Below are 16103 nucleotides of genomic sequence, written 5' to 3'. Positions count from 1 at the left end.
TTTATTAATTTTAAACTAATTTTCTTCACTTTTCAAAATCCTTGTCATTAAATTTCTAACAGAAAGCATTGGTTCTTTATTTTTATATAATATATTATAAACTTCAGTAATAATTGGTAAATCAAGTTCACTATTATTTTCATAAATAACTTTTGCAGTATATACTCCTTCTATCACTTGTCTTGTTGAAGATATTATCTCTTTTGGTTTTATGCCTCTTCCTATCATCTCTCCAAACCATCTATTTCTTGATAGATTTGAAAAAGAAGTTGCAACAAGATCTCCTAAACCAGAGAGTCCATAAAATGTCTCTTCATTTGCTCCAAACTTTTTTCCTACTCTTATCATCTCTTTTATTCCTCTAGTTATTAATGACGCTTTTGTATTAACTCCAAAGCCTAATCCGTCAGATATACCGGATGCAATTGCAAGAACATTTTTCAAACTCCCTCCAATCTCAACTCCAATGCTATCTCTTGAAGTATATACTCTAAAATACTCATTTGTCAAGAGGTTTTGAAATATCAAACACAAATTTTCATCTTTTGATGCTACAACTGTTGATGTTGGTATTCTTAGAGCAACTTCCTTTGAAAAATTTGGTCCAGAAAGAATAGCATAATTTTTGGTTTCTAAAACTTCTTCTAATACTTCGCTCATTCTTTTTCCAGTTTTCATCTCTATTCCTTTAGATGCTATAAGAAAAATTTTGTTCCTAATTTTATTCTTATCTATTTTCATAATAACTTCTCTTACATATTGTGAAGGAATAACAATAAAAATAATATCAGTATTCTCTATTACTTCTTCTAAATAATTTGTTAATTCAATTTCATTTGGGATAATAAAACCAGGTAAATAAAATATGTTTTCTCTTGTCTCTTTGATTACTTTAAGAGTTTCTTCTGAATGGAACCATGTTATAATATCAAACTTTTTTCTATATAAATGTAATCCTAGAGATGTTCCCCAGCCTCCACCACCTAAAATTCCAATTTTCATTTTTCTTTTGCCTTCCTTTTTTCTTTAATTATAAAATCAATAAAAACTCCTTTTAAATCATATTTATTTCTAATTCTATCTTCTAGATATCTTATATAATCTTTCTTTAAAAAATCTTTATCATTTACAATTAAATAAATTTCTTTTATATTATTATTTTTTATAAGAACATCGTAAATTTTTAATAATTTTTTTCCTTTTCTTGGTGGTGGATGATTTATGATAAGTTCAAAAATCATATCTTTTATTTCATTTTGTTTTAACTCTTTTTTTATGTTTTTAAAAACAACATCTATTAATTTAAAAACCATTTCTATGTTTTCTTTTTTTAATGCTGAGATCATTACTTGAGGGTAAAAAAGAATTTCATTTAATCGATATGCAACTTCATTAAGGAAATTATTTAATTTCTTTATGTCTAATTTATCAAGTTTATTCATAACAAGAATTCCTGATTTTTTATTTTTTAAAATTAAACTCATTAGATGTTCATCGGTTCTAGAAACATCTTCACAAGAAATAATAAAAAGAACTATATCACTCTCTTTTATTGCATTTATTGCTCTTAATGATACATAAAAATCTAAATCTTTTAAAATACCCTTTCTAATACCAGGAGTATCAAGAAAAATATAATCTTTTGATTTATAATTTACTAAATGTTCTACTATATCTCTAGTTGTTCCAGGTTCATTTGAAACAATAGATCTTTCAAAATTCGCAATTGCATTTAAAAGCGTTGATTTCCCAACATTTGGTTTTCCAATAATTGAAATTTTAGGAATATCCTTTAAAATTTTTATTTCCTCTTTTTCCTCGAATTTTATCTTTTCATTTATTTTATCTATAAGTGCATCAATTCCTATTTTTTTAATAGCAGAAATTTTTATTGGTTCTCCAAAACCAAGCTCTAAATATAAATATGAATCATCACAAGCTTCATTTAAATCACATTTATTTAAAACAAGAATGGTTTCTTTATTCTTTCTATGTAAAATTTTAGAAATTTTTCTATCTTCGTCAGTTACTGTCTTTATACTTCCATCAATAAGAAATATTACAAGATCACTAATTTCAATTGCAATTTCTACTTGCATTCTAATTTTTTCGCCAATCTCAGTCTTTTCATTAAATGAAATTCCACCTGTATCTAAAAATGAAACTTTTTTACCATTTATTATTCCTTCCCCATAAATATAGTCTCTTGTTGTTCCAGGTAATTCATAGGTTACTGCCTTACTTTTTTTAATTAAAGTATTAAATAAGGTAGATTTACCAGTGTTAGGTCTTCCAACTATTGCAATTTTAAACATTTTTCTTTTACCTTCTCTATAATGAAATTAGGTGTTGAAGTTCCAGAAATAATTCCAACCCTTTTTACATCAATAAACCATTGTCTCTCAATTTCATTTTCATTTTCAATGTGATATGTTTTAACAAATTTTTTTCCTATTTCGTATAATCTTTTAGTATTAGATGAATTTTTGCCACCAATTACAAGAAGAATATCTACTTTTTTTGCTAATTCTTTAACCTCCATTTGCCTTTTTTGGCTTTCTTTACAGATTGTATTGTAGAAGACAACATCCTTAACTTTTGCTTTTATTTTATTTTTCATATGTTCATAATATTCTTCACTTTTTGTAGATTGAATTATAACTCCAACTTTTCCATTTATATAAGGTATTTCATCATTTTCATCTATAACAAAAGTCCTTTCTCCTTTTAAGTTGGAATATAAAAAAATTATTTCTTGATGGGTTTTTTCTCCAACTATAAACAAATATTTTCCTTCTTGAAGTACTTTTTTTCCAATTTTTAATGATTTTATTACAAAAGGACAAGTAGCATCAATTATTATTAAATTTTTATTATTGGCAATCTTAAAATCATCTAAACTTAATCCATGGGCAGGTACTGTATATATGCTATTATCTGGAATTTCTTCAATATTTTTTGAAATAATAAGACCTTCTTTTTCTAGTTCAATATTAACATCCTTATTATGAACAAGTTCTTTATTTATATAAACTTTCGTTCCTTTATTTAACTTTTCTTTGACCAATTTATAAGCTCTTTTTACACCACTACAAAAACCTAAATATTTACTTTCAATAATTTCCATATTTAAAAATCCTCTTTCAATCTTTCAATAAATAGATTTTTAAGTTCATCAGTATATTCATTAAGAGTTTCGACATTAAATTCTCTATTTATATATTTATCTGGGTAAATAGGTGGATAAATTTTACTTCTAATACTTGTAAAAAGTTTTGGAAATTTACTTCCTCTTGGAAAGGCTTTAAAACTTCCTTTAATTAAAATCATTTGAATAGGAGATTTATTTTTCAAAGAGAAAAAATTCGCTCCTGAATGAAAGTTGTCGACTTGGAATTTTCCATCTGGACTTCTAGTTGCTTCTGGAAAAATTCCTAAATTTTCATTTTTGGTCAAGTAATACATACCTAGTTTAATAACATTTCTGTCAAGTTTATCTCTTTTAACAGGAATTATTTCCATAAAATTTAAAAAATATTTAAGAAATCCTTTAAAAACCTCTTCTTTTGCTAAAAAATGAATAAATTTGTTTGGTTTAAGAGATATTGCCATAATTAGAAAATCAAACCATGAATTATGATTTGCAACGAAAATTATACCACCTCCATTAAGTTCATTTTCCTTGCCATATACTTTAAAGAAAAAGAATGTTTTAAATAATAGAAATGCAACTAGATATAGTAAAAGATAAATTAACTTTCTAAATAGACTTTTCATAATAAACCTCTCTTTTTTAATTCATTTAAAACAATATTTAGTGTTTCTTCTTTTAATAAATTTGTATTATCAATTATAATTGCATCTTTAGCAGGTTTTAAAGGTGATAATTTTCTAGAACTATCTCTAATGTCTCTTTTTGAAAGTTCTTCTTCAATTTTATCAGGAGAGAAACCTTTCTCAAGGAGTTGTTTGATTCTTCTTTTTTTTCTCTCTTCTTCATCAGCAGTTAAAAATATTTTTAAGTCTGCATTTTTAAAAACAACAGTTCCAATATCCCTTCCAGCTATAACCAAACTTTCATATTTTGCAATATTTCTTAAATAATTATTAACTATTTTCCTCACACATCTATTTGTAGAAATTTTTGAACTTATATCTGAAACCTCTGGTGAATAAAGATCTATTGAATCATCGAATTTGTTGAAAATCTCAGCCCAATTCTTAGATCTTAAAAATTTTTTTAAATTACCATTTTCTGATTTAAATAGATAGGCAACAATTCTATATAATCTTCCAGAATCGATAAATTTGATTCCTAAGATATTAGATAAATTTTTTCCTAATCTTGTCTTGCCTGAAGCAGAAGGTCCGTCAACAGCAATTATCATAATATTAATACTCTATTCCTCTTCTACCTAGTATACCTTTGTTATATGGGTGTTTTATCATTTTGAATTCGGTAACATAATCACTAATTTCAATAATTTCATTTGGAGCATCTCTTCCAGTTAATATAAGCTCTAATTTTTCAGGTTTGTTTTTTACAAAATCTAAAAATTCATTCATAGATAACATATTATATTTTAATACGAGATTTATTTCATCAAGAACAAGAATATCTACATCCTTTGAAATTTCTTTTGCTTTTTCAAATGCAATTCTTACATATTTTAAATCTTCTTCACTTGGATTTTTAAAATCTATAAAACAATATTTACATGATGCATCACATTTTTCAAACCCTTGTTTAATCATAGAAGACTTTGGACAGTCTCTTCCAAAATGATAAAAAATCACATATGGATATAGATTATATAAAAAAAATAACTCTCCATAATAACTAATTCCCTTTAAAAACTGTATAAAACCGACTTTATAATGATGTCCAAGTGCTCTAATTATAACTCCTATACTTGAAGTTGTTTTACCTTTACCATCTCCAGTGTAGCAATGAATTAACCCTAATTCATTCATCATTCACCTCTTTTTATTTTTGAATATTTAATTGAAAGTTTTTTAATATCGCCATCTCCAAAATCAACAATAATATATGGATTTATATTATCATTAACAAAATCTAATACTTTACCGTATCCAAACTCTTCATGATAAATGACTTCATTTTTATTAATTTTAAAATCGTGGTTTGTTTTATTATCAATAAAATTAGTTAAATTTTCTTTATCTTCAACAATTTCACATAAATTCTCAAAGTATTTAGAGGGTATCTCTTTTATAAATCTAGAAATTTCAGGAAAATCTGGAATTCCTCTTCTTGTTCTCCTTAAACTATAAGTAAAATATAAATCTTCCTTTGCTCTAGTCATTGCGACATAAAGAAGCCTTCTTTCTTCTTCAATATCATCTTTTGAAAGAAGTGACTTAAAATGAGGGAATAGGCCATCTTCTAAACCAACAATAAAAACTATTTGAAATTCAAGTCCTTTTGCAGAATGTACCGTCATTAATGTTATTTTTTCAGAGGCATCAATAGTGTCAACATCACTTATTAATGAAATATATTGAAGGAAATCTTCGAGATTTTTGCTTTGTGTTCTTTCATAAAATTCTTTAATTATATTTAAAAATTCATAAATATTCTCTTTTCGTTCATCATCAAGCTCATCAAGAAAATTAGTATCTTTAAGTATTGAATCTATTAAATTGAATATATCATCTTTATTCTCTTTCCAATTTCTATAATTTAAAAGAAACTTTCTTAAACCCTCTTCAATTTTTTTATTTTTCATATATGAAATTATTTCTTCCAAAGTCTCTTCTAAAGAAAATCCTTTTTCTAAATAATCTTTTATTTTTTCAAATGTCTTTTCACCTATACCAATCTTTGGATAATTGAAAACTCTTTCAAGAGATAAAAAATCTCTATCATTTAAAATAATCCTAAAATAGGAAATAATATCCTTAATTTCCTTTCTTTGATAAAATTTTATACCACCAACTAATCTATAAGGAATATTTTTAAGAATTAAAAAGTCTTCAAAATTTCTAGATTGAGCATTGGTTCTATATAATATTGCAATTTCATTTGGCTTAACCCCTAAATTTATTAATTCTTCTATTTTATTAACTACAAACCTAGCTTCATCTATTTCGTTTAAAGCTGAATATAGTTTAATTTTGTTTCCACCCTCTTTTATAGCAAAAAGAGGTTTTTCTTCTCTTTTTTTATTGTTTGAAATTAACTCTTTCGCAGCATTTACAATTAATTCTCTACTCCTATAATTTTCTGTAAGATAAACAACTTTAACTTCTTCAAAATCATATTTAAATGAAAGCATAAGTTCTGAACTTGAACCTCTAAATTTGTAAATACTTTGATCATCATCTCCTACAACAAAAATGTTTTTATTATATTTTGTTAATGCTTTTAAAAGTTTATGCTGTGAGGGATTTATATCTTGATATTCATCTACAAGAATAAATTTAAACTTTTCAGAATACACCCTTGCAATAACATCATTAGTATTAAGAAGTCTAGTTACAAAATTAATTAAATCATCGAAATCTAGCATATTACCAAACTTTTTTATTTCTTCATATCTTAAAAAAATTTTTTTTAATATATCTTCATATGCATCTTTTGGTTTAAAATCATCAACAAAAAATCCTCTTGATTTTATAAAAGAAATTTTTGAAAAAATATCTTGAGGAATAAAATAATTTTTAGATAAATCTAAAAATTTTATTGATTCTTCTATAATTTTTACTGAATCATCTTCATCAATTATAGAAAAGTTTTTGTTATATCCTAAATTATGTATTTCATCTCTTAAAATTCTTGCGCAAATAGAATGAAATGTTCCTATCCACATAAAATCTATATTCCTATTTAGAAGTAATTTTATTCTATCTTTCATCTCCTCGGCTGCTTTATTAGTAAATGTTACTGCTAAAATATTTTTAGAATTTATTTTTAACTCTTCAATTAAATACGCAACTCTAAATGTTAGAGTTTTTGTTTTACCACTTCCTGCACCCGCGAAAACAAGAAGTGGACCTTCGGTATGAAGAACAGCTTCTTTTTGATTCTCATTTAATTCTTTATCTATCAAATTCTTTATAAAACCCATATATACCAAAATAAGTATAACATAAATAAAAATATTAATAATATAAATAAAATTATAGTGAAAAAATAATTTAATATGTTAAATTTTTAAGTTTTTAATTTATTTTAACTTTCTTTCTTTTTACTCCCGCACCCACTCCTTTTTGTTGCTTTTTTTTCAGTTTTTTCTACCTTTTTTGTTTCCTTAGCTTTAGATTCAACTTTTTTTGCTGTTGTCTTTTTTGTTGCTTTTTTTGGTGACATTTTAACCTCCTATTTTTAAAAATATTTTTAATTAAAATTTAATATATTTTTTAAAAAAATCAATAATTTTTATGGTATTACTTTTCCCCAATTTTGGGCTAAGATTATTAAATCTATTCCATTAATAATTAAATCACCATTAAAATCGCAATTCTGATTCCAATTTTGATCTTTTGGAGTTGAACCAAAAGCTTGCATTAGAAGTATTAAATCTAAACCATTAACTATTTTATCTCCATTAACATCACCTTTTACTCCACCTGATGCTGATATTTTTATATTATTAGTATATACTTTACATGGAATATAATTAGGTATTGTGTTATATAAATTTAAATTTGCTATTTTTAAATTGAGATCCCCTTCTTTTATACTTCTAAATGTTATTGTAAAAAGAGTACCATTTCCACTAACACCTTTTATTTGAGGTCTAACGCCTTGTAAAATCAAATAACCTTCAAGATTATAAATTTTATATGAAAAAATAGGAGTAATATTATCACTTGATAAGAAATTTCCTAATTTAATTTCTTCAACCTGAATTAGAGAGGGATCAAAAATAATATACAAATTTAGTGATACTAGATTTGTAACATTGTTTATATTTATATCAACATTAAATTGTTCGCCGTTTGTTACATTAATCTGTGATGGCAATAAAGAAATATTTGTATCTCCTTGATCATAAACAGAGACAATTATATTTTGAACTCTAATTTTACTCCCACTTTCACCCTTAATCACAAATTTATAAGTTCCTGAATTTATATTATTTGGAAATTCTATTTTAAGATAAGAAGTATCAATTACATAAGGAATTGTTTCTGGTGAAAAACTATAAGTTAATCCTTGTGGCATTGATATGTCTTGAATTTCTAGTTTAAGATTGACATTATCTTTAAAAATATTATCTCTTTTTACTTTAACTATATAAAATAAAGTGCCTCCTTTAGTAACATTTCTCTCAAATGGGGGTTCAATTTCAATTTTAAAATCACCTGTTGGTTTTACTAATACTGTTAAATTAATGGTTATAGTAAAACTTTTACCTCCACCTCTACCAACAAGTGTCAATAAATATGAATTAGCAGGTGTTGTATCTGATGTTGTAATTGTTAAAGTAGATGTTTGACCAGGAAATATCTCCTGTGGAGAAAATCTAACTTCACTATTGGGTGGGGGATTTAATAAAATCAATTTAACTTTTGTATTAAAACCACCTATTCCATCAAGAGATATTCTAAAAATACCTGTTTCACCTTGATAAATATTATTTAAAACATTTGAAACATTAATCACAAACGAACCTTCTACTTGTGGCTTTACAATTAAAGTCACATCTTTTGTTCTTATTATTGAGCCACTTATACCTTTTATTCTTAAAGTGTATGATTGGGGAATTGTTGCCAATATAGCTCTAACAGTAAGTTTAGAATTAGGGTTTGATATAGATATTGTTTGAGGATTAAATTCATATTGAATTCCAGAAGGTGGATTCTCTATTGATAATGAAATAGTATCTGTAAATCCACCATATGCAGAGAAAGATACATTAAAAATAAATTCATCATCACCTATAAATACCTCTCCTTTTTCAGGATTAACATTTAATGAAAAATATGGTTGAACATTAACTGATAGTCTTATATTTTTTGATCTTCTAGAAATTAAGCTTCTAGCTACAATTTTCATATTATAAGTTCCAGCATTAACACCTTCAGGAATATTTATTTTTAATGTTGAACTTTTAACTTGATCTGTTAGTACTTTAGGTTCAAATTTATAAATTAAATTAGATGGTGCATTTTCAAGAAATAATTCTACGCTACCAGAGAAATTGCTAAAAGGTAAAATATTAATAGAAAAAGTAACTTCACCTCCAACATATGTTACTTGACTATCAGGAGATATATTTATATCAAAATCATTTTCAAAAAATGCATATAAATAATGATCTTGCGACACAAAAAATAAACCACCTTCTGCGATTGCTGGTGATGATTGAATTTCACCTTGAGTTTCATATTCCCATAATTTTTGACCAGTTCTTCTGTTTAATCCATAAATTTTTTTGTCGTTTGAACCAAAATAAATATAATTTCCTGAAATTGCAGCTGAACTCTCTATTTTTCCACCTGTTTGAAAAGGAAAACCACCCCTTATAGTACCTGTAGTTTTTTCAATCGAATAAAATCTACCAAGTTCATCACCAATATAAATTGAATCATCACCAATAGCTGCAGTTGCTGAAAAATGACTATTAGTAGAAAACTCTCTAACAAATGAGAGAAGTGTTGTTAGAAAAACTATTTTACCATTTTCAAAGGAGTATTGAGATTTTACAGGTATATAAAGATAATTTCCATCAGTTGAAATTGATGAATAATTTTGGAATGCTGATATACCTGTTGGTTTATATGGTGAAATGGGTGAAGAACCACTTAATATATCTATTGCGTATATAAAACCATCAAAAGTTAAAACATAAACTGAACCTCCAAGAAAGCATGGTGATCCTTTTACTCCATGGTTTGAAAGAGGAAATCTCCAAATAAGACCTCCTGTTTCTGGGTCTAATGCATATACATATGATTCAATCCCATTTGTTGCAAAAATAATTCTATTTTCAGCAACTATAGGAGATCCCTCTGCTTGCCCTCTAAAAATTGTAGGTTGGTTTAAATCTGAAAACTCCCAAATTTTTTGACCTGTTAAAGCATTTATAGCATAAATACCACTTGTTTTATTAACATCACCACCTGAGCAAACATAAATTTTTCCATTATAATAAAGAGGTGAACCGTTAATAATATTAGGGGTTTGATAAGTCCATTTTGGTTGCCAATTACCACCAGAAACAATAACATTTTTTGCATCATTTATACTGAATGCATATATTTTACCTGAAGCGTCTCCAACATATACAAAACCATTTGCTACAATTGGTGAAGATTTCGAATTAGTAGATAATTCACTTTTAGCAACCGGATCGTCTGTTTTTGGTAATTTATTAGGATCTATTTCTATATCTGCTAAACCAGTATGCCTTGAATCTTTCATAAAAGTTGTCCAAGAAGATGTTTGTTTTAAATTTCCGTAAACATTAATGTTTGTTAAACCAAAAAATAAAATTAAAATAAAAAGGTTTAATAATAATTTATTTTTCATTTCTCCTCCTAATTAATATCCTGGATATGTAATTGTTATTATTTGTAAATCAGGATCCCAATCAACTTTTGCACCTAATGCTTCAGAAACAAAACGAAGTGGAACAACAGTTCTTCCACCACCAATTTCAGGAATCTCAATAACTTTTGGAGGTACCTCAAGATAATATCTTTGATTGTTTACAAGAGCTTCCTTTTTCCCAACCCAAAGAGTTATGGTTTTGGTTTCAAGGGTTATAGTAATCTTTTGTTCTTTTGGTTCCCAATTTACTTTAGCGCCAAATGATTCAGCAATAAATCTTAGTGGAACTAATGTTCTTCCATTTTCTATAAAAGGAGCTAATTCAAGAATTATTGTTTTATCATTTAAAACTGCCATAAGATTTCCAATTTGGAGTCTAATAATAGTTCTTGCCTTATATCTAATTATTAATGTTTTGATTGTTTCATTTCCGGCTTTATCAATTGCTTTAACTTCTATTTTATTTTCACCTTCATTTAAAGTATATGAAATTTTAAAATCACCTGTTTGTTGATCAGAAATTACAGAAATATCTTTTGATTTAACAGTAATACCTGGCTCAGTTTTTCCTTTAATTTCTAATATTTTTTCTAAAACTTCAATATTCGATAAAGGAGATGATATTTCAAGTATAGGTGGTGTTATATCAATTTTAAAAGTATATGTAATTATATTTGATTCATTGTTTGCTTCATCTTTTGCTTTTACAGAAAAAGTGTGGTCACCTTCTTTTAAATTGGGTGTTAAAAATTTTGTTATTTTTTTCCAATCACTCCAAGGAGAATCATCTAACTTATATGAATATATTAAATTTTCAGGAAGAGTTTTATCGTCACTACCCTCCCATTGAAATTCTATACTTAAAGTTTGATTTGTTTCTTGTGGGGGTGTTTTTATAAATTTTATTGTTGGTGGTGTTGAATCTACTGGATAAACAGTTATTTTTGTTTTTGCATCTATAGTATCAACTTGAATTTGTCTCATTTTAGAATCAAAAAGGTAAATATTGTTTAATGTTATATCATAAACACCTACATTTCCCCCTTTTACTTTAACATTCAATAGAAGCCCCGAACCTGTAATTCCATTAATTTGACCAATTCTTGATATACCTATAATTATTCTGTTCTCATTTTGTTTAACTGCTTTTAATAAAACTATATTTCTTTTATCTTTTACTAAAATATTTGTTTCATTATCTTTTGAATCACTTATATATGTATCTTCAACAATTAAATTTGAAAGTGGAATATTTATATCAAAAGATGCGCCATAAAGATCTGTTATATTGCTAATTCTTATATCAAAACTTCCAAAACCTCCTGAGATAACACTCATATTTTGTGGTTCAATATAAATTTTAGGATTTTGGAATTTTAAACCAATAAATAAAGGTGAAATTAAAATTATTATCACTAAACAAAACAAACTTTTTTTCATTAACTCCTCCTAAATTATTTAGAATAAATTTAATCATCTTTGTTCCATTTAAGTTTAACATAATTTTATTCATTTTTTTCAAATATTTTTCTTCCAATTCTTATCATATTTGATCCTTCTTCAATTGCAATTCTATAAGAATCTGACATCCCCATTGATAAATATTTTAAATTAAAATTTTTATAATTTAATTTTTTTAAATTTTCAAATATAATTCTTGTTTCTTTAAAATATTTTCTAATAATCTCTTTATCAGGTACATTTGGACCCATTGTCATTAAACCTTCTATAACCAAGTTATCAAAATTTGATAACTTTTCTGAAAATTCATATATATATTCTGGATTTATACCAAACTTACTCTTTTCTTTTGCAATGTTAATCTCAATAAAAATAGGTAAAATTTTATCTTCTTTTTTTAATTTTTCATTAATTTCATAAGATAGCTCTATAGAATCTATTGTTTGAATTTTATCAAATATTTTTATAGCTTTAGATATTTTATTTGATTGAAGATGGCCTATAAGATGAAATTCTGTTTTATTTTTAAAAAAATTATAAATATTTAAACCATCTTTAACATAATTTATTCCTAATATTTTAATACCACCTTTTATTGCTAAATCAATTTCTTCTATATTTCTATTTTTTATAACTGCAACGACATTAACATAATTTGGAATTTCATTAAAAATTTTTTCAATGTTTTTTATTATATAATCTTTATTCATACATATTTATATTAGCATAAAAATAAAAAGGGCCCTGGCGATGACCTACTCTCCCGAGGGGTTTCCCTCCTCAGTACCATCGGCGCTGAAGGGCTTAACTTCCGGGTTCGGAATGGAGCCGGGTGTTTCCCCTTCGCTTTAATCACCAGAGCCCATGAATAATAACGAAAATTAGTAATTTGATACTGATCTCTCAACTTAGCCTAAGTCAAGTCCTCGGTCTATTAGTACCCGTCAGCTAAGTGTGTTACCACACTTACACCTCGGGCCTATCAACCTGGTAGTCTTCCAGGGACCTTACTCCTCTTTGCAGAGGATGGGAGGTGTTATCTTGGGGTGGGCTTCGCGCTTAGATGCTTTCAGCGCTTATCCCGTAGGAACATAGCTACCCGGCGCCTGCCCCTGGCGGGACAGCCGGTAAACCAGAGGTTCCCACACCCTGGTCCTCTCGTACTAAGGGTGTACCCCCTCAAATCTCCAACGCCTGCAGCGGATTAGGTCCGAACTGTCTCACGACGTTCTGAACCCAGCTCGCGTACCGCTTTAATGGGCGAACAGCCCAACCCTTGGGACCTTCTCCAGCCCCAGGATGCGATGAGCCGACATCGAGGTGCCAATCCTCCCCGTCGATGTGGACTCTCGGGAGAGATCAGCCTGTTATCCCCGGGGTAACTTTTATCCGTTGAGCGATGGCGCTTCCACGCGCAACCACCGGATCACTAAGCCCCACTTTCGTGACTGTTCGACCTGTCGGTCTATGCAGTAAGGCACCCTTATGCCTTTGCACTCTACACGCGATTTCCAACCGCGTTGAGGGTACCTTTGGGCGCCTCCGTTACTTTTTAGGAGGCGACCGCCCCAGTCAAACTACCCGCCTGACACTGTCCTCTCACCCGGTCAGGGTTGAGAGTTAGAATTCTAACACATTAAGGGTGGTATTCCAAGGTTGGCTCCACAAGAGCTGGCGCCCTTGCTTCACAGCCTCCCACCTATCCTATACATAATGTGCCAGAATCCAATGCCAAGTTGTAGTAAAGCTCCACGGGGTCTTTCCGTCCTGCTGCAGGTAGCCCGCATCTGCACGGGCATTGCTATTTCACCGGATCTCTCGTCGAGACAGCGCTCAGGTCGTTACACCTTTCATGCGCGTCGGAACTTACCCGACAAGGTATTTCGCTACCATAGGACCGTTATAGTTACGGCCGCCGTTCACCGGGGCTTAAGTTCGGAGCTTCGCCTACACAAGGTAGGCTAACCCCTCCCCATAACCTTCCGGCACTGGGCAGGCCACAGCCCCTATACCTAGCCTTACGGCTTGGCAGAGACCTGTGTTTTTGTTAAACAGTCGCCCGAGCCGATTACCTGCGACTCTCCTTAGCTTCAGTAGTAATTACTTACACCAAGGAGAGCACCCCTTCTTCCGTAGGTACGGGGTTAGATTGCCGAGTTCCTTGACGAGAGTTCTTCCGCGCGCCTTGGGACATTTATCCCAGTCTACCTGTGTTGGTTTGCGGTACGGTCACCTAATCTTCAATGCTACGAGGTTTTTCTAGCGAGCATGGAATCAGTCACTTCATCACTGGTTACCCAGTGACTCCCCATCACCTCTCGGTGTTAACGCATCTCCGGATTTGCCTAGAGATGCCACCTACGGGTTTGGACAGGGTATTCCATCACCCTGCAGACCTATCCTTCTCGACTACCCCTTCGCTTTTTACGAAGATTAGGTGGTGCCGGAATATTAACCGGCTGCCCATCGTCTACGCCTTTCGGCCTCAACTTAGGACCGACTAACCCTGGGTGGACGAACCTTCCCCAGGAAACCTTAGACTTACGGCGGAAGGAATTCTCATCCTTCTTTTCGTTACTCAAGCCAGCATTCTCACTTCCTACCGCTCCAGTACTCCTTACGGTGTACCTTCACCGCAGTAGGAACGCTCCCCTACCATCAGGATAAAAATCTTTAAAGATTTTTATCCTGATCCACCGCTTCGGTTGGAAGCTTAGTCCCGTACATTTTCGGCGCAGGGCCACTCGACTAGTGAGCTGTTACGCACTCTTTAAAGGATGGCTGCTTCTAAGCCAACCTCCTAGCTGTCTAAGTAGCCCCACTTCCTTATCAAAAACACTTAGCTTCCATTAGGGACCTTAGCGGGTGATCTGGGCTGTTACCCTCTCGAAAACGGAGCTTTTCCCCCGCTTTCTCACTCCCAGGATAAGAAAGAGTGGTATTCGGAGTTTGGTTGGGTTCGGTAGCCCAAAGGGCCCCTAGCCCATCCAGTGCTCTACCCCCACTCTTCATTTAACCTGGGGCTGCACCTAAATGCATTTCGGGGAGAACCAGCTATCCCCGGGTTCGGTTGGAATTTCTCCTCTACCCACAGCTCATCCAACAGGATTTCACCCCTGACTGGTTCGGTCCTCCATGGGAGTTTAATCCCACTTCAACCTGGCCATGGGTAGGTCACCCGGCTTCGGGTCTACTGACTACGACTAAGCGCCCTATTCAGACTCGCTTTCGCTTCGGCTTCGGACTATCGTCCTTAACCTCGCCGTAGTCAGTAACTCGCTGGCTCATTCTTCAATAGGCACGTGGTCAGACTGTCAAGATAATCTTGACATAGTCCTCCCACGGTTTGTAGGCATACGGTTTCAGGTTCTATTTCACTCCCCTTCCGGGGTTCTTTTCACCTTTCCCTCACGGTACTATGTTCACTATCGGTCACGGAGGTATTTAGCCTTGGGAGGTGGTCCTCCCTGCTTCCCACAGGATTTCACGGGTCCCGTGGTACTCAGGATGTGGCTTAGGAAGAGAATTGCTTTTTGCCTACGGGGCTTTCACCCTCTATGGCTAACTTTCCCAAGTTATTCAGCTAAGCAATTCTTTTGTAACTTCCTTAGAGAGCTTGGGCTCTCTAAAAAGCCACTCCTACAACCCCAATCAGGCAACGCCCCAAGGCTTTAACACCTGATTGGTTTGGGCTCTTCCCTTTTCGCTCGCCGCTACTCAGGGAATCGAGTTTTCTTTCTTTTCCTCAGGGTACTGAGATGTTTCACTTCCCCTGCTTGCCCTCTCTACCATATGAATTCAGGTAGAGATGATATTCCCTTATCAGGAATATCGGGTTACCCCATTCGGGAATCTCCGGATCAACGCTTGCTTGCAGCTCCCCGGAGCCTATCGCAGGCTTGCTGCGCCCTTCATCGGCCTCCTGTGCCAAGGCATCCACCGTACGCCCTTACTTCCTTGACTTAGGTAAGTTGAGAGATCAGAATCAAATCACTAATTTTCAAGGTACAGAATAAAAAGAGGGTTAATACCCTCAAAACTAAGCAGTACTTGCTTATACCCAAAGAAATGGCTCCCTAGAAAGGAGGTGATCCAGGCGCACGTTCTCGTACACCTACCT

At 31.2% G+C, this 16103-nt stretch carries 11 protein-coding genes and 2 rRNA genes; all 13 read right to left on the bottom strand.

Annotated elements, in window-relative coordinates; all coding sequences use genetic code 11:
* Positions 1-15: 15 nt before the first annotated feature.
* Entirely contained in the window at positions 16-1002 is a 987-nt protein-coding gene (locus tag N3D74_04895; GenBank protein ID MCX8095502.1) for an NAD(P)-dependent glycerol-3-phosphate dehydrogenase, read from the bottom strand.
* Complete coding sequence (gene der / locus N3D74_04890) at positions 999-2315, bottom strand: ribosome biogenesis GTPase Der (GenBank protein ID MCX8095501.1); 1317 nt, start codon at positions 2313-2315, stop codon at positions 999-1001. Before der ends, N3D74_04895 begins: the two co-directional genes overlap by 4 nt.
* A complete protein-coding gene (ispH, locus tag N3D74_04885; GenBank protein ID MCX8095500.1) occupies positions 2297-3127 on the bottom strand; it encodes a 4-hydroxy-3-methylbut-2-enyl diphosphate reductase in 831 nt (276 codons plus the stop codon). Before ispH ends, der begins: the two co-directional genes overlap by 19 nt.
* 2 nt (positions 3128-3129) lie before the next feature.
* The gene (locus N3D74_04880; protein MCX8095499.1) at positions 3130-3777 is read right to left on the bottom strand and encodes a 1-acyl-sn-glycerol-3-phosphate acyltransferase; all 648 of its coding nucleotides are present in this window, start codon (positions 3775-3777) and stop codon (positions 3130-3132) included.
* On the bottom strand, positions 3774-4388 hold the full coding sequence (gene cmk, locus N3D74_04875; GenBank protein MCX8095498.1) for a (d)CMP kinase: 615 nt from the start codon (positions 4386-4388) through the stop codon (positions 3774-3776). The genes N3D74_04880 and cmk overlap by 4 nt, the downstream gene beginning before the upstream one ends.
* Positions 4389-4392: 4 nt before the next feature.
* Positions 4393-4974 (bottom strand): cob(I)yrinic acid a,c-diamide adenosyltransferase, encoded by a 582-nt coding sequence (locus N3D74_04870; GenBank protein MCX8095497.1) that lies wholly within the window; start codon positions 4972-4974, stop codon positions 4393-4395.
* A complete protein-coding gene (locus N3D74_04865; protein MCX8095496.1) occupies positions 4974-7091 on the bottom strand; it encodes a UvrD-helicase domain-containing protein in 2118 nt (705 codons plus the stop codon). Before N3D74_04865 ends, N3D74_04870 begins: the two co-directional genes overlap by 1 nt.
* 104 nt (positions 7092-7195) lie before the next feature.
* Positions 7196-7333 carry a hypothetical protein gene (locus N3D74_04860; GenBank protein MCX8095495.1) on the bottom strand — a complete coding sequence of 46 codons (138 nt, stop codon included), beginning with the start codon at positions 7331-7333 and terminating at the stop codon, positions 7196-7198.
* Between the two features lie 69 nt (positions 7334-7402).
* Positions 7403-10501, bottom strand: a complete 3099-nt coding sequence (locus N3D74_04855) for a PQQ-binding-like beta-propeller repeat protein (GenBank protein ID MCX8095494.1) — start codon at positions 10499-10501, stop codon at positions 7403-7405.
* A 12-nt stretch (positions 10502-10513) separates the two neighbouring features.
* Positions 10514-11962 carry a stalk domain-containing protein gene (locus N3D74_04850; GenBank protein ID MCX8095493.1) on the bottom strand — a complete coding sequence of 483 codons (1449 nt, stop codon included), beginning with the start codon at positions 11960-11962 and terminating at the stop codon, positions 10514-10516.
* A gap of 65 nt (positions 11963-12027) precedes the next feature.
* The gene (locus N3D74_04845) at positions 12028-12693 is read right to left on the bottom strand and encodes a YggS family pyridoxal phosphate-dependent enzyme (GenBank protein ID MCX8095492.1); all 666 of its coding nucleotides are present in this window, start codon (positions 12691-12693) and stop codon (positions 12028-12030) included.
* Between the two features lie 32 nt (positions 12694-12725).
* A 5S ribosomal RNA gene (gene rrf / locus N3D74_04840) occupies positions 12726-12843 on the bottom strand.
* 54 nt (positions 12844-12897) lie between these two features.
* Positions 12898-15946 (bottom strand): 23S ribosomal RNA (locus N3D74_04835).
* Positions 15947-16103 lie beyond the last annotated feature (157 nt).

It is taken from the genome of Caldisericia bacterium, from assembly GCA_026414995.1.
Taxonomy (GTDB): Bacteria; Caldisericota; Caldisericia; order B22-G15; family B22-G15; genus JAAYUH01.
Note: the sequence above shows the minus strand (reverse complement) of the source record. Positions and strands in the feature narration are given on the sequence as shown.